Raw genomic sequence first — 16483 nt, 5'->3', positions numbered from 1 at the left:
TTTATTTGGGGATTATTAATCTTCGATCCAGTTTTGGGAACGTTTTACTGCTTTGTGCCAGAAATGAACCATTTGAGCAGATTTTTCTTTTTCCAACTGTGGATGGAAATCTTTATCTACGATCCATTGAGATTGAATCTCATCAATGTTTTTCCAGTATCCAACAGCAAGACCGGCAAGGTAAGCGGCACCTAAAGCGGTGGTCTCTAATGTTTTTGGTCTTGTGATTTTAACAGAGAAAAGATCAGACTGAATCTGCATTAATAGATCACTTGCAGAAGCTCCTCCGTCAACTCTTAGTTCAAGACTTGGTCTTCCGGAATCTGCTTCCATTGCTTTTACAATATCATATACCTGAAAAGCAATTCCTTCCAACGTTGCTCTTGCGATGTGTCCGTTGGTAGTTCCACGAGTTACTCCAACAATGGTTCCTCTTGCATATTGATCCCAGTAAGGAGCGCCTAAACCGGTTAATGCAGGCACGAAATAAACGCCGCCATTGTCTTCTACTGTTTTAGCAAGATCATTGATTTCTTCTGCTGAATTAATCAGTTTAAGTCCGTCTCTTAACCATTGTATGGCTGCACCTCCTACAAATACACTTCCTTCTAAAGCATAATTTACCTCTCCATTTATTTTCCATGCAACGGTAGTAAGTAGATTGTTTTTAGATTCTACCGCTTCTTTTCCGGTATTCATCAATAGAAAACATCCTGTTCCATACGTGTTTTTTACCATTCCGGGAGTGGTACACATTTGTCCGAATAAAGCAGCCTGCTGATCTCCGGCAATACCCGCAATAGGAATTTTTGTTGAAAATAAAGTAGTGGCTGTCTCACCATAAATTTCACTACTCTGTTTCACTTCCGGTAAAATAGCTCTTGGAATGTTAAACAATTCCAATAACTCATTGTCCCAATCTAAGGTGTGAATATTCAGAAGCATGGTTCTGCTGGCATTGGAAACATCGGTGATAAACATTTTTCCACGGGTAAGTTTCCATACCAGCCAAGTGTCAACAGTTCCGAAGCACAGTTTTCCTGCTTCAGCTTTTTCTCTTGCACCATCTACGTGGTCTAATATCCATTTTAATTTTGTTGCCGAAAAATAAGCATCCAGAACAAGTCCTGTTTTCTTCTTAATCATATCGGTATGGCCTTGTTCTTTCAGTTCATCACAATATTTGGATGTTCTTCTGTCTTGCCATACAATAGCATTGTAGATCGGTTCTCCGGTTTCTTTATCCCAAACAATGGTTGTTTCTCGTTGATTGGTAATTCCGATAGCGGCGACTTCTAGCCCTGAAATTCCTGCTTTTGCAATAATTTCTGCAGCAACTGAAATTTGTGATGACCAAATTTCATTAGGATCATGCTCTACCCAGCCCGGAGTAGGAAAGATCTGCTCAAAACTCTTTTGGGAAATATATTCTATTTCTCCACTGTGGTTGAATAAAATGGCTCTAGAAGAGGTAGTGCCTTGATCTAAAGCGAGAATTAATTTTTCACGCATGCTGTTATATTAATTAAGGTTGATTGTTTTCGGAGAATAGGGTATTAATAAATAACCATTTGCTAACTCAATAAATTCTTTTTCCTGCTGTTGTGCCCATTCTTGTGAAAGTCCTCTTTCTTGTGCAATGACAGAGGCTACTTTGTGAGCGCTGTCTATGGCTGCTCTTGCATCTAAGAATAACATACGGACTCTTCTTGCCAAAACATCTTCTATGGTTTCTGCCATTTCATATCGTACAGCCCAAATTATTTCTGCAACGGTGAATGGATGTTCCGGATGGATTTTTTGAGAATAAGCAGGATTGCTTTCCTGTAATTTTTTAATAGAAGGGATGTCTGAACCATATACATATAAATGACTGCTTCTGTCTACCAGATCTGCTTTCATATTCCCGTGAATAGATAAGTTTTCTGTTTTAGAAGTTGTGATTCCCAGTTGATGGATTTCCATGGCTTTGTTGATGGTATCTTCTGCCATTTTACGGTAAGTCGTCCATTTTCCACCGATGATAGAAACCAGTCCTGTATCTGATGTGATCACTTTGTGACTTCTGGAAACTTCTTTAGTGCTTTTTCCTTCTCCTTCAGGAGCTGCAAGAGGTCTTAATCCGGCGAAAACAGATTTTACGTCTTCACGGGTTGGTTTTTTAGATAAATACTGTCTTGCGGTTGTTAAAACGAAATTGATCTCTTCTTCCAAAGCACGAGGTTCAAAACTTTCGCTTTCTAATAGAGTATCGGTTGTTCCAACTAAAGCTCTGTCGTGCCATGGAACTACAAATAAAACTCTTCCGTCTGAAGTTTTAGGAATCATGATGGCATCATCGCTTTTTAAGAATGATTTATCTAAAACCAAATGAATTCCCTGACTTGGAACAACAAGTTTACCGTGCTTAGGATTATTCATATTCAATATATCATTGGTGAATACTCCTGTTGCGTTGATGACTACTTTAGTGCGAATTTCGTATTGCTTTTGCGTAAACTGATCTTCTGCAAGTACACCACTTATTTTCCCTGAATCATTTTTAAGAAGGTTAATGACTTTTAAATAATTAATAGCACTTCCACCTTTTTCAATAATGGTTTGAGCAAGGTTAATGGCCAAACGGGCATCATCAAATTGTCCATCCTGATATACAACCCCGCTCATCAGATTTTTCTGTTCGATGGTTGGAAGTTTGCTTACGGTTTTAGACTTGCTTATGTATTGAGTTCTCCCAAGGCTTAGTTTTCCTGCTAGAAAATCATAGATCGATAATCCTATTTTATAATAGATTCCTCCCCACCAAGTGTAGTTGGGAATGATGAAAGATTGATTCTTTACAACATGGGCTGCATTTTGTGCCAGTAGTCCTCTTTCTTTTAATGCTTCTTTTACCAGTCCGATATCACCCTGAGCCAGATATCTCACGCCACCATGCACGAGTTTTGTACTTCTGCTGGATGTGGCTTTTGCAAAATCATGAGATTCTATCAGTAAAGTTTTGAATCCTCTGCTTGTTGCATCTAATGCTGAACCTAGGCCGCTGGCTCCTCCGCCAATAACAATAAAATCCCACTCTTGAGTATTGGTTAATTTATTTAGTTCTTCATTTCGTTTCATAACTGTTTCGTTTATGTTTCGTTTTCAAATGTATAAATTAAAAACGAAACTAAAAAGAAAATAAATGAAATTTTTAAGAAGTCGGAAAAAAGTGATAAATTTGATGAAATAAATTCAATGGAAAAGTTAATAGCTAGGCATAGTGATATTTTAAAGGTGTTAGATGAAAAAGACTACGTTCTTGTTCAGGATCTATGTGAGAAATTTAATGTGTCTTCTGTTACCATTCGAAAGGATTTGAACTATTTAGAAAGTTTGGGATTGCTGTTTCGTAATCATGGAGGAGCGAGTAAGTACGTGCGATATGCGTATGAGAAAAATGTAGATGAAAAAGAAAACATCAATGTAGAGGCAAAACAGAGTATTGCTAAAGCTGCTTTGCAGATGATTCAGGAAAATGACTGTATTATATTAGCTTCCGGGACCACGATGCATTATTTGGCAAGAATGTTGGTGAATTTTGGAAGGCTTACGGTTCTTACGTCTTCTTTAAGAGTGGCGCTTGAGCTTTGTAATAATCCTAACATTAATATTATACAATTAGGAGGGGAGGTGAGAAAAAGTTCTACTTCTATTGTAGGTTCTATATCCGAAACTATTCTAAAGCAGTTTTCCTGCAATAAATTATTTTTAGGAGTAGATGGTATTGATTTAGATTTTGGCATTAGTACATCCAATGCGGCAGAGGCTCATCTTAATCAGTTGATGATTGAATGTTCGGATAAGGTAGTGATATTGGCCGATTCTTCAAAGCTTAATAAAAAAGGGTTTGGGAGGATTGCTACGCTGGATCAAATAGATTGTTTGATTACAGATGATGGTATTTTAAAAGAAGACAGAAAGGGACTTGAAGAAGTTGGAGTCTCTGTTATTACAAAATAATTTTAAGTATATCTTCATTATTGATGTTAAAATCATGTGAAGGGCAGCTTATTTTTTGTAAACTGCTAAAAATCAAAATATTTTGCAATAAAATTTGTCAATTTAAAAATTATTCATAAATTTGCACACTCATTTTAGGGGTAGAGTATGCCTATATCAAAAGTAGAAATTACAATAAACCTTTCTAAAATGAATGTGAATCCAAGGAAATTTTATAACATATTATATAAATAATGTCAGGTATTATTGGTAAAAAAATCGGTATGACATCTTTGTTTAACGAAGAAGGAAAAAACATTCCTTGTACAGTTATCCAAGCTGGTCCATGCTCGGTTTTACAGGTCAGAACCATTGAAAAGGACGGCTATAAAGCAGTTCAATTAGGTTTCGATGACAAGAGTGAGAAGAACGTTGGTAAAGCGTTAGCTGGTCATTTTAAAAAGGCTGGTTCAACTCCTAAAGCTAAGTTGGTAGAATTCTACAGAGAATTCGTAGACCAAGTAACAGTAGGAGTGGATGTAACTGTGAAATTATTCGCTGAAGGTGAATATGTAGATGTAACAGGTACTTCTAAAGGTAAAGGTTTCCAAGGTGTTGTTAAAAGACACGGATTTGGAGGTGTAATGCAAGCTACTCATGGTCAGCACAACAGACTTAGAGCTCCAGGTTCTATCGGTGCTGGATCGGATCCTTCAAGAGTATTCAAAGGAATGAGAATGGCAGGTAGAATGGGAGGTAAGCAGGTAACTGTACAAAACCTTCAAGTATTAAAAGTGGATCAAGAACAAAATCTTTTAGTAGTAAAAGGTGCTGTTCCGGGAGCTAAAAATTCTTATGTAATTATCAGAAAATGGAACTAGTAGTATTAAATACATCAGGAAAGGAAACCGGAAAAAAAGTAACTCTAGACGAATCTGTATTCGGTATTGAGCCAAATAAGCACGCGGTTTACTTAGAAGTAAAACAATATCTTGCTGCTCAGCGTCAAGGTACTCATAAATCAAAAGAAAGAAGCGAAATCTCTGGTTCAACTAAAAAGTTGAAAAAGCAAAAAGGTTCAGGTTCTGCAAGATATGGTGATATCAAATCGCCAGTTTTCAGAGGTGGAGGTAGAATTTTCGGTCCAAAACCGAGAGACTACAGATTCAAATTGAACAAAGCTCTTAAGAGATTGGCTAAAAAATCTGTTCTTTCTCAGAAAATGAGAGACAACAGTATTAAAATTGTAGAAGGTTTGAGCATCAATGCTCCTAAAACTAAAGATTTCATCACTATCTTGAATGCATTAGCATTAAACGATAAGAAGTCTTTATTCATTCTTCCTGATACAAACAAGAATGTATATTTATCTTCAAGAAACTTACCTAAGACTAAAGTAATGAAATTCAACGAAATTTCTTCTTATGACTTAATCAATGCAGGTGAGATCGTTTTCTTAGAAGGTGCAGTTGAAAAATTCCAGGAAAATTTAAAGAAATAAATCATGTCACTAATTATTAAACCAGTTATTTCAGAAAAAGCAAACTATCTTACAGATTTAAGAGGTGCTTATTCTTTCTTAGTACAACCTAAGGCGAATAAAATCCAAATTAAAAAAGCTGTAGAAGTAGCTTACGGTGTAAAAGTAGCAGACGTTAGAACAATGATTTATGCTCCGAAGGTTTCTTCAAAATACACTAAAAAAGGTCTTCAAGTAGGAAAGACAAACAAATTGAAAAAAGCGATTATCACTCTTGCAGAAGGGGAAGTAATCGATATTTTTGCTGTAAATTAATTATTAATTATAAATAATAGTAATGTCTGTTAGAAAATTAAAACCTATCACCCCAGGACAGAGATTCAGAATTGTAAACAATTTTGAGGAAATTACTACTAACAAACCAGAGAAATCTCTAACTGTTGGTATTAGTAAGTCAGGTGGACGTAACCAAACTGGTAAAATGACCATGCGTTACACCGGAGGTGGACACAAAAAGAAATACAGAATTATCGACTTCAAAAGAAACAAGCATGATGTTGAAGCAACGGTAAAAACTGTAGAATATGATCCAAACAGAACTGCATTTATCGCTCTATTAGAGTATGCTGACGGAGAGAAGAGATATATCATCGCTCCAAACGGTATCAAAGTAGATCAAAAGGTAGTTTCAGGTGAGGTTGTAGAACCGAATATCGGTAACGCAATGAAATTGAAAAATATTCCATTGGGTACAGTAATTTCTTGTGTTGAAATGAAGCCTGGACAAGGTGCTATTTTAGCAAGAAGTGCTGGTTCTTCAGCTCAACTTACTTCAAGAGACGGAAAATATGCAATCATCAAATTGCCTTCAGGAGAATCTAGAATGATCCTTACTGAGTGTTATGCAATGATTGGATCTGTTTCTAACTCTGATCATCAGTTAACTGTTTCAGGTAAGGCTGGTAGAAGCAGATGGTTAGGTAGAAGACCTAGAACTAGACCGGTAGTAATGAACCCTGTAGATCACCCAATGGGAGGTGGTGAAGGACGTTCATCTGGAGGTCACCCAAGATCTAGAAACGGTATGCCAGCTAAAGGTTACAAAACCAGAAAGAAAAACAAAGCGTCTAACCGTCATATCATATCTAAACGTAAATAATTATGGCAAGATCACTTAAAAAAGGACCATTCATCGCATATACTTTAGATAAGAAGGTTCAGGCAAATATAGAGGCTGGTAAGAAAACAGTTATCAAAACTTGGTCTAGAGCGTCTATGATCTCTCCAGACTTCGTAGGACAAACTATTGCAGTACACAACGGGAAATCTTTTATCCCTGTTTATGTTACTGAGAACATGGTTGGTCACAAGTTAGGCGAATTTTCTCCAACAAGATCTTTTAGAGGTCATGGTGGTAATAAAAACAAAGGAAGTAGATAATCATGGGATCAAGAAAAAGAGAAAGTGCATTAGCACGTAAATTAACAAATCAAGATGTAGTAAAAGCATTACATAACGATTGCCCTACTTCTCCACGTAAGATGAGATTAGTAGCTGATATCATCAGAGGGGTAGAAGTTGACAAAGCTTTAAGCATCCTAAAATATTCAAAGAAAGACGCTTCAAACAAATTAGAAAAAGTATTACTTTCTGCAATGGCTAACTGGCAATTGAAGAACGAAGGTGCTGATATTGAAGAAGCTAATCTTATCGTTAAAGAAATTTTTGTAGACAGTGCTAGACAATTGAAGAGACTAAGACCTGCACCACAAGGTAGAGGACACAGAATCAGAAAAAGATCTAACCACATTACACTAATCTTAGGTAATAAAGAAAATTAATCAAGGTATGGGACAGAAGACAAATCCAATTGGTAACAGACTAGGTATCATCAGAGGATGGGATTCAAACTGGTTTGGTGGTAAAGATTATGGAGACAGAATCGCTGAAGACTACAAAATCAGAAGATACCTTGAAGCTAGATTATCTAAAGGTGGTATTTCAAAAATTTATATTGAAAGAACATTAAAATTAGTAACAGTTACTATTACTACTGCTAGACCGGGACTTATCATCGGTAAAGGAGGTCAGGAAGTTGACAAGTTAAAAGAAGAATTGAAGAAACTTACTAAAAAGGATATTCAAATCAACATTTTCGAAATCAAAAGACCTGAACTTGATGCTGTATTAGTTGCTGATAGTATTGCTAAGCAAATTGAAAACAGAATTTCTTACAGAAGAGCTGTTAAAATGGCTATCGCTAGTACAATGAGAATGGGTGCTGAAGGGATCAAAGTTCAAATCTCTGGTAGATTGAACGGTGCTGAAATGGCACGTTCTGAAAACTTCAAAGACGGAAGAATTCCTTTGTCTACTTTCAGAGCTGATATCGATTACCACATTGGTGAAGCATTAACTCAGTACGGTAAACTTGGAGTGAAAGTTTGGATTATGAAGGGTGAAGTTTATGGTAAGAGAGATCTTATGCCATTAGTAGGACAACAGAAGAAAGGTGGTCCTTCAGGTGGTGGAAACAGAGGTGATAGAGATAACAGAAGACCTTCAAGAGATAAAAAAAATAATTAATAAAATTTTAGAGGATAGTTTTTAAACGACCGTTACTTTTTTAAAATCTAAATTCTAAAATCTAAAATTTAAGAAATTATGTTACAACCAAAAAGAACCAAATTCCGTAAAGTTCATAAGATGAAGATGAAGGGGATTGCTCAAAGAGGTAATCAACTTGCTTACGGAACTTTCGGAATCAAAGCTACAGAAGGAGCTTGGATCACTGCAAGACAAATCGAAGCTGCTCGTATCGCTGCTACAAGATATATGAAGAGAGAAGGTCAACTATGGATCAAAATATTTCCAGATAAGCCTATTACTAAAAAACCAGCCGAAGTAAGGATGGGTAAAGGTAAGGGTGCTGTAGAATATTGGGTAGCTGTAGTAAAACCAGGTAAAATTTTGTTCGAAGTTGGAGGAGTATCTTACGATATCGCTAAAGAAGCTCTAAGACTTGCTGCACAAAAATTACCGGTAGTTACCAATTTTGTAGTTGCTAATGATTTTGTTAAACCTTTATAATCTTTGAATACAATGAAACAAGCTGAAATTAAAAATCTAAGCGCTGAAGATATTCAAGTGAAATTGGCTGAAGCTAAAACTGAATTTACTAAAATGAAGTTAGCTCATAAAATTAGCCCACTTGAAAATCCAATTCAAATCAAAGATTTGAGAAAAACAATCGCAAGACTAAATACGGAGTTAACTAACAAACAACAATAAGATTTTCATACATTATGGAAAGAAACTTAAGAAAAGAAAGAATCGGAATAGTTTCCAGCAATAAAATGGAAAAGACCATTGTTGTAAGTGAGACTACTAGAGTGAAACACCCGATGTACGGTAAATTCGTATTGAAAACGAAAAAATATACTGCACACGACGAAAACAACGAATGCACAGAAGGAGATACAGTTCTTATCCAAGAAACTAGACCTACGAGCAAGAGTAAGAGATGGAGATTAGTAAGAATCATTGAAAAAGCTAAGTAATGTTACAAACAGAATCAAGATTAAAAGTTGCTGATAACACTGGTGCTAAAGAGGTATTGGTTATCAGAGTTCTGGGAGGTACCAGAAGAAGATATGCTTCAGTTGGTGATAAGATCGTAGTTACTATCAAACATTCTACACCATCAGGAAACGCAAAGAAAGGTCAAGTATCTAAAGCGGTAGTAGTAAGAACAAAAAAAGCAGTTAGAAGAAAAGATGGTTCATACATCAAATTTGAAGACAATGCTTGTGTTTTACTAAACGCTGGTGGAGAAATGAGAGGAACACGTGTTTTCGGACCTGTTGCTCGTGAGTTGAGAGACAAAGAATACATGAAGATCATTTCATTGGCTCCTGAAGTACTTTAATTTTAAAAATTTTTAAAAGAAAATGTCAAAGTTAAAAATAAAAAGAGGAGATAACGTAATCATTACTACTGGTAAAAAAGATATCAAAGGTAAAACTGGTGAAGTTATTGAAGTGATCAAAAAAGAAGGAAAAGACCCTAGAGTTATCGTTGCAGGACTTAACATCGTTAAAAAACACGTTAAGCCTTCAGCTTCAAATCCTCAAGGAGGAATCACAGAAAAAGAAGCTTCTATTCATATCTCAAACATAGCTTTAGTTGGTAAAGACGGAAAAGCTATCAAAATCGGTTACAAAATCGATGGAGATAAGAAAGTAAGAATCGACAAAAAAACGGGTGAAACTTTATAATTTTAAATAACACATGGAATATATCGCAAGACCCAAGAAAGCATATAAAGAAACAATTGTTCCTGCAATGATGGAAGAATTTGGGTACAAATCTGTAATGCAGGTACCTAGATTAGAAAAAATCATCTTATCTCAAGGTTTAGGTGATGCTACTGCAGACAAGAAAATTATTGATTATGCTGTAGAAGAACTTACAAATATTACTGGCCAAAAGGCTGTAGGTACTATTTCTAAGAAAGATGAAGCAGCTTTCAAATTAAGAAAAGGTATGCCTGTAGGTGCTAAGGTAACTCTTAGAGCTAGCAAAATGTACGAATTCTTAGACAGACTTACCGCTTCTGCTTTGCCACGTATTAGAGATTTCTCTGGTATTAAAGCTGATGGTTTCGATGGTAGAGGTAATTATAACTTAGGTATTACTGAGCAAATTATCTTCCCTGAGATCGCAATCGACAAAGTGAAAAAAATCCAAGGGATGGACATCACTTTCGTTACAACTGCGAAAACAGACAAAGAAGCTAAAGCATTGTTAACTCACTTCGGTTTACCTTTCAAAAAGAACTAAGAAATGGCTAAAGAATCAATGAAAGCGCGTGAGCGCAAAAGAGAAGCAGTTGTTGCTAAATACGCTGAAAAAAGAAAAGCTTTAAAAGAAGCTGGTGATTATGAAGGACTTCAAAAATTACCAAAAAACGCTTCTCCTGTAAGATTACACAACAGATGTAAATTAACAGGTAGACCAAGAGGTTACATGAGAACTTTCGGTCTTTCTAGAGTAACTTTCCGTGAAATGGCCAATAATGGTCTTATTCCGGGAGTGAAAAAAGCTAGTTGGTAGTAATTGCTAATTAAAAAATCGGGACAATTAAGTTGTCTGGATACTAAAGAAATAAATATCAGACCGAAGTTTTTCTGACGTCTGATATTTTAATCTTCAAGTCCGTTCAATACTGGTTGTCTTTAACCAATAATTTAAAAAAGAAAAATGGTAACAGATCCAATTTCAGATTTCCTAACAAGAGTAAGGAACGCACAAAGCGCAGGCCACAAAGTGGTGGAAATTCCTGCATCGAAAATCAAAAAGGAGCTTACAAAGATCTTATTTGAACAAGGGTATATCTTAAACTACAAGTTTGAAGAGAGCGCAGTTCAAGGAACGATCAAAATAGCTTTGAAGTATGACAAACAAACTAGCAAACCTGCAATAAAGTCTATTCAAAGAGCTTCAAGACCAGGTCTAAGACAATACAAAGGTTCTACTGAACTTCCAAGAGTCTTAAACGGTTTGGGCGTAGCTATTATCTCTACTTCAAGAGGAGTAATGACAGATAAAAAAGCGAGACAAGAAAAAGTAGGCGGTGAAGTAATCTGCTATGTTTATTAATTTTTAATCAAAGGAAAATGTCAAGAATTGGTAAAGCAATTATAACAATTCCCGCTGGAATTACTGTCACTGAAAAAGAAGGTGTGGTAACTGTAAAAGGTCCTAAAGGAGAACTTTCTCAGGAGCTTACAGAAGGAATTACTTTAGAACAAAACGATGGTGTGCTTACATTCAGCAGACCGTCTGATTCTAAACAACACAGAGCGCTACACGGTTTATACCGAGCGTTAATCAATAACATGATTTTGGGAACTGCAGAAGGTTTCACAAAAAAGTTAGAACTAGTAGGGGTAGGATACAGAGCATCACACACAGGTCAAAAACTTGAGTTAGCTTTAGGATTCTCTCACGGTATCGTTTTAGAACTTCCAAAAGAAGTTGTAATTGATACATTGACTGAAAAAGGTAAAAATCCAATTATTACTTTAGCGTCTCATGACAAGCAACTTCTTGGAATGGTGGCAGCAAAAATCCGCTCATTCAGAAAGCCTGAGCCGTACAAAGGAAAAGGTGTAAGATTCGTTGGGGAAATTGTTAGACGTAAAGCTGGTAAATCTGCTTAATAAATTATAAGTATTATGGCATTAAGTAAAGTAGAAAAAAGAATAAGAATAAAAAGAAGAGTAAGAGGGAAAATCTCTGGAACTTCTGAATTGCCAAGATTATCTGTATATAAAAGTAATAAGGAAATTTACGCTCAGTTAATCGACGATAAAGATGGCAAAACTTTAGCATCTGCTTCTTCTAGAGAGAAAGGAGTTGACGCTAACGGTACTAAGATTGAAGTTTCTGCCGCTGTTGGTAAAGCTATTGCTGCCAAAGCAGTTGCTGCAGGAATTGAAGCTATTGTATTTGATAGAAACGGTTTCGTATACCATGGTAGAGTGAAAGCTCTAGCTGATGGCGCGAGAGAAGGAGGACTTAAATTCTAATCATTAAATTTCGGAAAATATGTTAGGACTAGATAATATAGAAAGAGTAAAACCGGGAGGATTAGAATTAAAAGATCGTCTCGTGTCAGTTAACAGAGTAACTAAAGTAACAAAAGGTGGTAGAGCTTTCGGGTTTTCTGCTATCGTTGTTGTTGGAAATGAAGATGGAGTTATTGGTTACGGTTTAGGTAAATCTAAAGAGGTTGCTTCTGCAATTGCTAAAGCAGTTGAAGACGCTAAGAAAAACCTTGTTAAGGTGCCTGTAATGAATCATACGATTCCTCACCAAACTACTGCAAGATACGGTGGTGCAGATATCTTCTTAAGACCTGCTTCTCACGGTACAGGACTTATCGCAGGTGGTGCGGTAAGAGCGGTATTGGAATCTGCTGGTATTCACGATATCCTTTCAAAATCTAAAGGATCTTCTAACCCTCACAACGTAGTGAAAGCTACTTTCAAAGCGTTGTTAGACATCAGAAGACCAGAAGAAATTGCAAGAATGAGAGGAGTTTCTCTAAGTAAAGTGTTTAACGGTTAATATATAAACAATGGCAACAATTAAAGTAAAACAAGTAAGAAGCGCTATTGGTAGAACAAAAACCCAAAAGAGAACGCTTGAAGCATTAGGATTTAAGAAACTTCACCAAGTTGTAGAACACGAAGCTACTCCTTCTATCTTAGGAATGATAGCTGCAGTTAGTCATTTACTTGAAGTTCAAAAATAATTTTAAAACAAAAATTAAGATGAATTTAAACAACATAAAGCCTGCAGCAGGTTCTACTTTTAGTTCAAAAAGAATAGGTAGAGGACAAGGTAGTGGAAAAGGAGGAACAGCTGGGAAAGGACACAACGGTCAGCAAGCAAGAGCTGGTTATTCTCAGAAGATCGGTTTCGAAGGAGGGCAGATGCCTTTACAGAGAAGATTACCGAAATTCGGTTTCAAAAATGTAAACAGAAAAGAATTTAGAGCTATTAACTTAGACGATATTCAAACTTTAATTGATACTAAATCTATAACAGGAGATATTACAAAAGAAGTTTTAGTACAGAACGGTTTAGCTACTAAAAACGAATCAGTGAAAATTATGGGTAGAGGAGAATTGAAATCTGCGGTTTCAATCTCTGCTGATAAATTCACTAAATCTGCATTAGAGCTTATCTCTAAAGTAGGTGGACAAGCAATTACATTATAATAGTAACTAATGAAAGAATTTATACAAACCCTTAAGAATATTTGGAGCCTAAAGGAATTAAGAGATAAAATTCTCTTTACGTTAGGTATTATCCTTGTGTATAGATTCGCATCTTATATCTCATTACCTGCAATTAACCTTGCAGAAGTAGGAGATCTCTTAGAGCATTATAAAAATCAAGGCGGTAACAAGCAAGGAGCAGGTCTCCTTGGCTTGCTTTCGTCGTTTACGGGTGGGGCTTTCAGCCACGCTTCTGTAATGGCGTTAGGTATCATGCCTTATATTTCAGCTTCTATTATTGTTCAGTTGATGGGGATGGCTATTCCTTATCTTCAGAAACTTCAGAAAGATGGAGAGTCCGGTAGAAATACATTGAATCAAATTACTAGATGGTTAACAATTGGGGTTTGTCTTGTACAGGCACCTTCTTATTTAACTTCTATTACTCAATTATTCTTACCATATGCTCAGTTCCAATCTGCATACTATGTAGAGCCAAACTCTATCATGTTCTGGTTACCAAGTATTGTTATACTTGTTGCCGGTTCAGTATTTGCAATGTGGCTAGGTGAGAAAATTACTGACAAAGGAATCGGAAATGGTATTTCTATCCTTATTATGGTTGGTATCTTATCTAGACTTCCAGAAGCATTTGTACAGGAAATGGCCGTGCAGAACGGAAAAGGAGGAATGGGATCTATTATGATCCTTATTGAAGTGATATTCTGGATGTTGGTAGTTCTTTTAGCAGTCGTCCTCTCGGTCGCTGTTAGAAAAATTCCAATTCAATATGTAAGCAGAGCTCAAGCAAGAGGAGGTGTAAATAGAAATCTTATGCAAGGAGCAAGACAATGGATTCCATTAAAAGTTAATGCTGCTGGAGTTATGCCAATTATCTTTGCTCAGGCATTGATGTTTGTACCAGGTTTATTAACAAAATTTGATGAGTCTAATACTTTTCTTGCAGGTTTCAAGAATGTTTTTAGCTGGCAATACAACGTATTGTTTGCGCTATTAATTATTATCTTCTCATTTTTCTATACTGCAATTACAATTCCGGTAAACCAAATGGCTGATGATTTGAAGAGAAATGGAGGTTTAGTACCGAAAGTAAGACCCGGTAAAGAGACAGCTGATTATTTAGATGATATTTTATCAAAAATTACCTTGCCAGGTGCAATATTTTTATCTATCTTTGCAGTCCTTCCAGCAATTGTGCATGGAAGCTTTGTTCAGACAGATGCGTTCGCCCTATTTTTCGGGGGAACATCACTATTGATTATGGTGGGAGTTATTTTGGATACTGTTCAACAGATTAATACATATCTGCTGAATCATCATTATGATGGCTTAATGCAGTCTAAACTGTCAAGAACGACTGGATATTAATTTATGGCAAAACAAAAACATATTGAACAAGACGGCGTTATTACGGAAGCACTTTCGAACGCCCAGTTCCGTGTAGAGCTAGAAAATGGGCATATGCTTATCGCTCATATTTCTGGTAAAATGAGAATGCATTATATTAAACTTTTACCTGGTGATAAGGTAAAACTAGAAATGTCTCCCTATGATTTGACAAAAGGGAGAATTACTTTTAGATATTAAACAACCGCCAAATGGAGTCTTCGGGTTTCCATTTGGCTATTGTTAAAAAATAAATACTATCAAATGAAAGTTAGAGCATCAATCAAAAAAAGAAGTGCTGATTGCAAGATCGTACGCAGAAAAGGTGTACTATTTGTGATTAACAAGAAGAACCCAAAATTTAAACAAAGACAAGGCTAATATTAAATTATGGCGAGAATTGCAGGTATTGATTTACCAAAAAACAAAAGAGGCGTTATCGGTTTGACTTATATTTATGGAGTTGGAAGAAGTACTTCTTCTGAAATCCTTAAAGTTGCCGGTATTAGCGAAGATAAGAAAGTCAACGAATGGAATGACGATGACTTGGCTGCAATCAGAAACTATATCTCAGAAAACGTAAAAGTAGAAGGAGAGCTTAGATCTGAAGTGCAATTGAACATCAAGAGATTGATGGACATAGGATGCCAACGAGGAATACGTCACAGACTAGGACTACCTTTAAGAGGCCAGAGAACGAAAAACAACTCTAGAACCCGTAAAGGAAAGAGAAAAACAGTTGCTAACAAGAAAAAAGCAAGTAAATAATCGTTAGGAATTATGGCAAAACAAAGTAAAGTAGTTAAAAAAAGAAAAGTAAAAGTTGAAGCTATTGGTGAAGCGCATATTCAAGCTTCTTTCAATAACATCATCATTTCTTTAACAAATAAAAGCGGAGAAGTTATCTCTTGGGCGTCTGCCGGTAAAATGGGTTTCAGAGGTTCTAAAAAGAATACTCCATTTGCTGCTCAAATGGCAGCTGAAAATTGCTCTAACGTAGCTCACGAAGCTGGACTAAGAAGAGTAAAGGTGTACGTGAAAGGTCCTGGTGCAGGTAGAGAATCTGCTATCAGAACAATTCACAATTCAGGTATTGAAGTTAGCGAAATTATTGACGTTACTCCTATGCCACACAATGGATGTAGACCACCGAAAAGAAGAAGAGTTTAATTTTTAGAATTTACCCATTATGGCAAGATATATTGGACCTAAAACTAAGATTGCTAGAAAGTTTGGCGCTGCAATCTACGGAGATGATAAAAGCTTCGAAAAGAGAAAAAACCAACCGCCAGGACAACATGGTCCTAACAAAAGAAGAGGTGCTAAAAAATCAGAATATGCAGTTCAGCTAGCTGAAAAACAAAAAGCTAAATATACTTACGGTATTTTAGAAAGACAGTTTGCTAACTTATTTGATAAAGCACACAGAAGTAAAGGTGTAACAGGTGAAGTTCTATTACAGCTTTGTGAATCAAGATTGGATAACGTTGTATACAGATTAGGTTTTGCTAAAACTAGATCTGGTGCAAGACAGTTAACTTCTCACAGACACATCACTGTGAATGGTGAGATCCTTAACATTCCTTCTTATTTAGTAAAAGCTGGTGATGTAATCGCTGTAAGAGAAAAATCTAAGTCTCTTGAGGTTGTTACTGACTCATTGGCTGCTAAAGCAAATTATGAGTGGTTACAATTCAACGATGAGAAGAAAGAAGGTACTTTCATTTCTGCTCCTGAGAGAATCCAAATTCCGGAGGACATTAAGGAACAACTTATCGTCGAACTTTACTCTAAATAATTTTTTAATCAAATTTTTGCTCAACCC

Annotated in this window: 29 protein-coding genes; 27 read left to right on the top strand and 2 right to left on the bottom strand. The window is 36.1% G+C overall.

Annotated features, from left to right (window positions below):
- Positions 1-15: 15 nt before the first annotated feature.
- Both glpK and AMQ68_RS18315 read right to left on the bottom strand, forming a co-directional pair.
- A complete protein-coding gene (glpK, locus tag AMQ68_RS18320; RefSeq protein WP_054512053.1) occupies positions 16-1512 on the bottom strand; it encodes a glycerol kinase GlpK in 1497 nt (498 codons plus the stop codon).
- A gap of 9 nt (positions 1513-1521) precedes the next feature.
- Positions 1522-3120: a glycerol-3-phosphate dehydrogenase/oxidase gene (locus AMQ68_RS18315; protein ID WP_054512052.1), complete on the bottom strand. Its 1599-nt coding sequence runs from the start codon at positions 3118-3120 to the stop codon at positions 1522-1524.
- Between the two features lie 117 nt (positions 3121-3237).
- Here AMQ68_RS18315 and AMQ68_RS18310 point away from each other — a divergent pair, with 117 nt between their 5' ends.
- From AMQ68_RS18310 to rpsD, 27 genes are all read left to right on the top strand, one after another.
- Positions 3238-4002: a DeoR/GlpR family DNA-binding transcription regulator gene (locus tag AMQ68_RS18310; RefSeq protein ID WP_054512051.1), complete on the top strand. Its 765-nt coding sequence runs from the start codon at positions 3238-3240 to the stop codon at positions 4000-4002.
- A 233-nt stretch (positions 4003-4235) separates the two neighbouring features.
- Positions 4236-4862: a 50S ribosomal protein L3 gene (gene rplC, locus AMQ68_RS18305; protein WP_054512050.1), complete on the top strand. Its 627-nt coding sequence runs from the start codon at positions 4236-4238 to the stop codon at positions 4860-4862.
- On the top strand, positions 4853-5482 hold the full coding sequence (gene rplD, locus AMQ68_RS18300; protein WP_054512049.1) for a 50S ribosomal protein L4: 630 nt from the start codon (positions 4853-4855) through the stop codon (positions 5480-5482). Before rplC ends, rplD begins: the two co-directional genes overlap by 10 nt.
- Positions 5483-5485: 3 nt before the next feature.
- Complete coding sequence (gene rplW, locus AMQ68_RS18295; protein ID WP_054512048.1) at positions 5486-5776, top strand: 50S ribosomal protein L23; 291 nt, start codon at positions 5486-5488, stop codon at positions 5774-5776.
- A gap of 22 nt (positions 5777-5798) precedes the next feature.
- Complete coding sequence (gene rplB, locus AMQ68_RS18290) at positions 5799-6620, top strand: 50S ribosomal protein L2 (RefSeq protein WP_054512047.1); 822 nt, start codon at positions 5799-5801, stop codon at positions 6618-6620.
- A gap of 2 nt (positions 6621-6622) precedes the next feature.
- The gene (gene rpsS / locus AMQ68_RS18285) at positions 6623-6901 is read left to right on the top strand and encodes a 30S ribosomal protein S19 (protein ID WP_050378485.1); all 279 of its coding nucleotides are present in this window, start codon (positions 6623-6625) and stop codon (positions 6899-6901) included.
- 2 nt (positions 6902-6903) lie between these two features.
- Positions 6904-7302 carry a 50S ribosomal protein L22 gene (rplV, locus tag AMQ68_RS18280; RefSeq protein ID WP_054512046.1) on the top strand — a complete coding sequence of 133 codons (399 nt, stop codon included), beginning with the start codon at positions 6904-6906 and terminating at the stop codon, positions 7300-7302.
- Positions 7303-7309: 7 nt separating this feature from the next.
- Positions 7310-8047, top strand: a complete 738-nt coding sequence (rpsC, locus tag AMQ68_RS18275) for a 30S ribosomal protein S3 (RefSeq protein ID WP_054512045.1) — start codon at positions 7310-7312, stop codon at positions 8045-8047.
- Between the two features lie 78 nt (positions 8048-8125).
- Positions 8126-8551, top strand: coding sequence for a 50S ribosomal protein L16 (gene rplP, locus AMQ68_RS18270; RefSeq protein WP_054512044.1), 426 nt, complete (start codon positions 8126-8128; stop codon positions 8549-8551).
- Positions 8552-8563: 12 nt separating this feature from the next.
- Positions 8564-8752 carry a 50S ribosomal protein L29 gene (gene rpmC / locus AMQ68_RS18265; RefSeq protein WP_054512043.1) on the top strand — a complete coding sequence of 63 codons (189 nt, stop codon included), beginning with the start codon at positions 8564-8566 and terminating at the stop codon, positions 8750-8752.
- Positions 8753-8763: 11 nt separating this feature from the next.
- Positions 8764-9021, top strand: a complete 258-nt coding sequence (gene rpsQ, locus AMQ68_RS18260) for a 30S ribosomal protein S17 (protein WP_123905735.1) — start codon at positions 8764-8766, stop codon at positions 9019-9021.
- Positions 9021-9389, top strand: coding sequence for a 50S ribosomal protein L14 (gene rplN, locus AMQ68_RS18255; protein WP_054512041.1), 369 nt, complete (start codon positions 9021-9023; stop codon positions 9387-9389). The genes rpsQ and rplN overlap by 1 nt, the downstream gene beginning before the upstream one ends.
- Before the next feature lie 22 nt (positions 9390-9411).
- Positions 9412-9738, top strand: coding sequence for a 50S ribosomal protein L24 (rplX, locus tag AMQ68_RS18250; RefSeq protein WP_054512040.1), 327 nt, complete (start codon positions 9412-9414; stop codon positions 9736-9738).
- A gap of 13 nt (positions 9739-9751) precedes the next feature.
- Positions 9752-10303 (top strand): 50S ribosomal protein L5, encoded by a 552-nt coding sequence (rplE, locus tag AMQ68_RS18245; RefSeq protein ID WP_054512039.1) that lies wholly within the window; start codon positions 9752-9754, stop codon positions 10301-10303.
- Between the two features lie 3 nt (positions 10304-10306).
- Positions 10307-10576: a 30S ribosomal protein S14 gene (gene rpsN, locus AMQ68_RS18240; protein WP_054512038.1), complete on the top strand. Its 270-nt coding sequence runs from the start codon at positions 10307-10309 to the stop codon at positions 10574-10576.
- 147 nt (positions 10577-10723) lie between these two features.
- The gene (gene rpsH / locus AMQ68_RS18235; protein ID WP_054512037.1) at positions 10724-11122 is read left to right on the top strand and encodes a 30S ribosomal protein S8; all 399 of its coding nucleotides are present in this window, start codon (positions 10724-10726) and stop codon (positions 11120-11122) included.
- Positions 11123-11139: 17 nt separating this feature from the next.
- Positions 11140-11685 carry a 50S ribosomal protein L6 gene (gene rplF, locus AMQ68_RS18230; protein ID WP_054512036.1) on the top strand — a complete coding sequence of 182 codons (546 nt, stop codon included), beginning with the start codon at positions 11140-11142 and terminating at the stop codon, positions 11683-11685.
- A gap of 15 nt (positions 11686-11700) precedes the next feature.
- The gene (rplR, locus tag AMQ68_RS18225; protein ID WP_054512035.1) at positions 11701-12054 is read left to right on the top strand and encodes a 50S ribosomal protein L18; all 354 of its coding nucleotides are present in this window, start codon (positions 11701-11703) and stop codon (positions 12052-12054) included.
- 19 nt (positions 12055-12073) lie between these two features.
- Entirely contained in the window at positions 12074-12595 is a 522-nt protein-coding gene (rpsE, locus tag AMQ68_RS18220; RefSeq protein WP_054512034.1) for a 30S ribosomal protein S5, read from the top strand.
- 10 nt (positions 12596-12605) lie between these two features.
- Positions 12606-12782 carry a 50S ribosomal protein L30 gene (rpmD, locus tag AMQ68_RS18215; protein ID WP_007839493.1) on the top strand — a complete coding sequence of 59 codons (177 nt, stop codon included), beginning with the start codon at positions 12606-12608 and terminating at the stop codon, positions 12780-12782.
- Between the two features lie 19 nt (positions 12783-12801).
- Positions 12802-13251: a 50S ribosomal protein L15 gene (gene rplO, locus AMQ68_RS18210; protein ID WP_054512856.1), complete on the top strand. Its 450-nt coding sequence runs from the start codon at positions 12802-12804 to the stop codon at positions 13249-13251.
- 9 nt (positions 13252-13260) lie between these two features.
- Positions 13261-14640, top strand: a complete 1380-nt coding sequence (gene secY, locus AMQ68_RS18205) for a preprotein translocase subunit SecY (protein WP_034702876.1) — start codon at positions 13261-13263, stop codon at positions 14638-14640.
- 3 nt (positions 14641-14643) lie between these two features.
- Positions 14644-14859, top strand: coding sequence for a translation initiation factor IF-1 (infA, locus tag AMQ68_RS18200; RefSeq protein ID WP_047401287.1), 216 nt, complete (start codon positions 14644-14646; stop codon positions 14857-14859).
- A 63-nt stretch (positions 14860-14922) separates the two neighbouring features.
- Positions 14923-15039 (top strand): 50S ribosomal protein L36, encoded by a 117-nt coding sequence (rpmJ, locus tag AMQ68_RS24985; RefSeq protein ID WP_007839480.1) that lies wholly within the window; start codon positions 14923-14925, stop codon positions 15037-15039.
- Between the two features lie 9 nt (positions 15040-15048).
- Positions 15049-15426: a 30S ribosomal protein S13 gene (gene rpsM, locus AMQ68_RS18195; RefSeq protein WP_054512033.1), complete on the top strand. Its 378-nt coding sequence runs from the start codon at positions 15049-15051 to the stop codon at positions 15424-15426.
- 12 nt (positions 15427-15438) lie between these two features.
- A complete protein-coding gene (gene rpsK, locus AMQ68_RS18190; protein WP_034702879.1) occupies positions 15439-15828 on the top strand; it encodes a 30S ribosomal protein S11 in 390 nt (129 codons plus the stop codon).
- Between the two features lie 19 nt (positions 15829-15847).
- Positions 15848-16456 (top strand): 30S ribosomal protein S4, encoded by a 609-nt coding sequence (gene rpsD / locus AMQ68_RS18185; RefSeq protein WP_054512032.1) that lies wholly within the window; start codon positions 15848-15850, stop codon positions 16454-16456.
- Positions 16457-16483: the final 27 nt, after the last annotated feature.

It is taken from the genome of Chryseobacterium sp. ERMR1:04 (genome assembly GCF_001297705.1).
GTDB lineage: Bacteria > Bacteroidota > Bacteroidia > Flavobacteriales > Weeksellaceae > Chryseobacterium.
This window is presented reverse-complemented; position numbering and strand designations above follow the sequence as displayed.

What these genes read in the sequence shown, in the direction of transcription:
- secY (WP_034702876.1), top strand. Translation starts at nt 13,261, where the DNA reads ATGAAAGAATTTATACAAACCCTTAAGAATATTTGGAGCCTAAAGGAA.
- rplW (WP_054512048.1), top strand. Translation starts at nt 5,486, where the DNA reads ATGTCACTAATTATTAAACCAGTTATTTCAGAAAAAGCAAACTATCTT.
- rpsE (WP_054512034.1), top strand. Translation starts at nt 12,074, where the DNA reads ATGTTAGGACTAGATAATATAGAAAGAGTAAAACCGGGAGGATTAGAA.
- rpmC (WP_054512043.1), top strand. Translation starts at nt 8,564, where the DNA reads ATGAAACAAGCTGAAATTAAAAATCTAAGCGCTGAAGATATTCAAGTG.
- rplC (WP_054512050.1), top strand. Translation starts at nt 4,236, where the DNA reads ATGTCAGGTATTATTGGTAAAAAAATCGGTATGACATCTTTGTTTAAC.
- rpsD (WP_054512032.1), top strand. Translation starts at nt 15,848, where the DNA reads ATGGCAAGATATATTGGACCTAAAACTAAGATTGCTAGAAAGTTTGGC.
- AMQ68_RS18315 (WP_054512052.1), bottom strand. Translation starts at nt 3,120, where the DNA reads ATGAAACGAAATGAAGAACTAAATAAATTAACCAATACTCAAGAGTGG.
- rplB (WP_054512047.1), top strand. Translation starts at nt 5,799, where the DNA reads ATGTCTGTTAGAAAATTAAAACCTATCACCCCAGGACAGAGATTCAGA.
- rpsC (WP_054512045.1), top strand. Translation starts at nt 7,310, where the DNA reads ATGGGACAGAAGACAAATCCAATTGGTAACAGACTAGGTATCATCAGA.
- rpsN (WP_054512038.1), top strand. Translation starts at nt 10,307, where the DNA reads ATGGCTAAAGAATCAATGAAAGCGCGTGAGCGCAAAAGAGAAGCAGTT.
- rpsH (WP_054512037.1), top strand. Translation starts at nt 10,724, where the DNA reads ATGGTAACAGATCCAATTTCAGATTTCCTAACAAGAGTAAGGAACGCA.
- rplO (WP_054512856.1), top strand. Translation starts at nt 12,802, where the DNA reads ATGAATTTAAACAACATAAAGCCTGCAGCAGGTTCTACTTTTAGTTCA.
- glpK (WP_054512053.1), bottom strand. Translation starts at nt 1,512, where the DNA reads ATGCGTGAAAAATTAATTCTCGCTTTAGATCAAGGCACTACCTCTTCT.
- rplR (WP_054512035.1), top strand. Translation starts at nt 11,701, where the DNA reads ATGGCATTAAGTAAAGTAGAAAAAAGAATAAGAATAAAAAGAAGAGTA.
- rplF (WP_054512036.1), top strand. Translation starts at nt 11,140, where the DNA reads ATGTCAAGAATTGGTAAAGCAATTATAACAATTCCCGCTGGAATTACT.
- rplE (WP_054512039.1), top strand. Translation starts at nt 9,752, where the DNA reads ATGGAATATATCGCAAGACCCAAGAAAGCATATAAAGAAACAATTGTT.
- AMQ68_RS18310 (WP_054512051.1), top strand. Translation starts at nt 3,238, where the DNA reads ATGGAAAAGTTAATAGCTAGGCATAGTGATATTTTAAAGGTGTTAGAT.
- rplD (WP_054512049.1), top strand. Translation starts at nt 4,853, where the DNA reads ATGGAACTAGTAGTATTAAATACATCAGGAAAGGAAACCGGAAAAAAA.
- rplV (WP_054512046.1), top strand. Translation starts at nt 6,904, where the DNA reads ATGGGATCAAGAAAAAGAGAAAGTGCATTAGCACGTAAATTAACAAAT.
- rpsK (WP_034702879.1), top strand. Translation starts at nt 15,439, where the DNA reads ATGGCAAAACAAAGTAAAGTAGTTAAAAAAAGAAAAGTAAAAGTTGAA.
- rpmD (WP_007839493.1), top strand. Translation starts at nt 12,606, where the DNA reads ATGGCAACAATTAAAGTAAAACAAGTAAGAAGCGCTATTGGTAGAACA.
- rplX (WP_054512040.1), top strand. Translation starts at nt 9,412, where the DNA reads ATGTCAAAGTTAAAAATAAAAAGAGGAGATAACGTAATCATTACTACT.
- rpsS (WP_050378485.1), top strand. Translation starts at nt 6,623, where the DNA reads ATGGCAAGATCACTTAAAAAAGGACCATTCATCGCATATACTTTAGAT.
- rplN (WP_054512041.1), top strand. Translation starts at nt 9,021, where the DNA reads ATGTTACAAACAGAATCAAGATTAAAAGTTGCTGATAACACTGGTGCT.
- rplP (WP_054512044.1), top strand. Translation starts at nt 8,126, where the DNA reads ATGTTACAACCAAAAAGAACCAAATTCCGTAAAGTTCATAAGATGAAG.
- infA (WP_047401287.1), top strand. Translation starts at nt 14,644, where the DNA reads ATGGCAAAACAAAAACATATTGAACAAGACGGCGTTATTACGGAAGCA.
- rpmJ (WP_007839480.1), top strand. Translation starts at nt 14,923, where the DNA reads ATGAAAGTTAGAGCATCAATCAAAAAAAGAAGTGCTGATTGCAAGATC.
- rpsM (WP_054512033.1), top strand. Translation starts at nt 15,049, where the DNA reads ATGGCGAGAATTGCAGGTATTGATTTACCAAAAAACAAAAGAGGCGTT.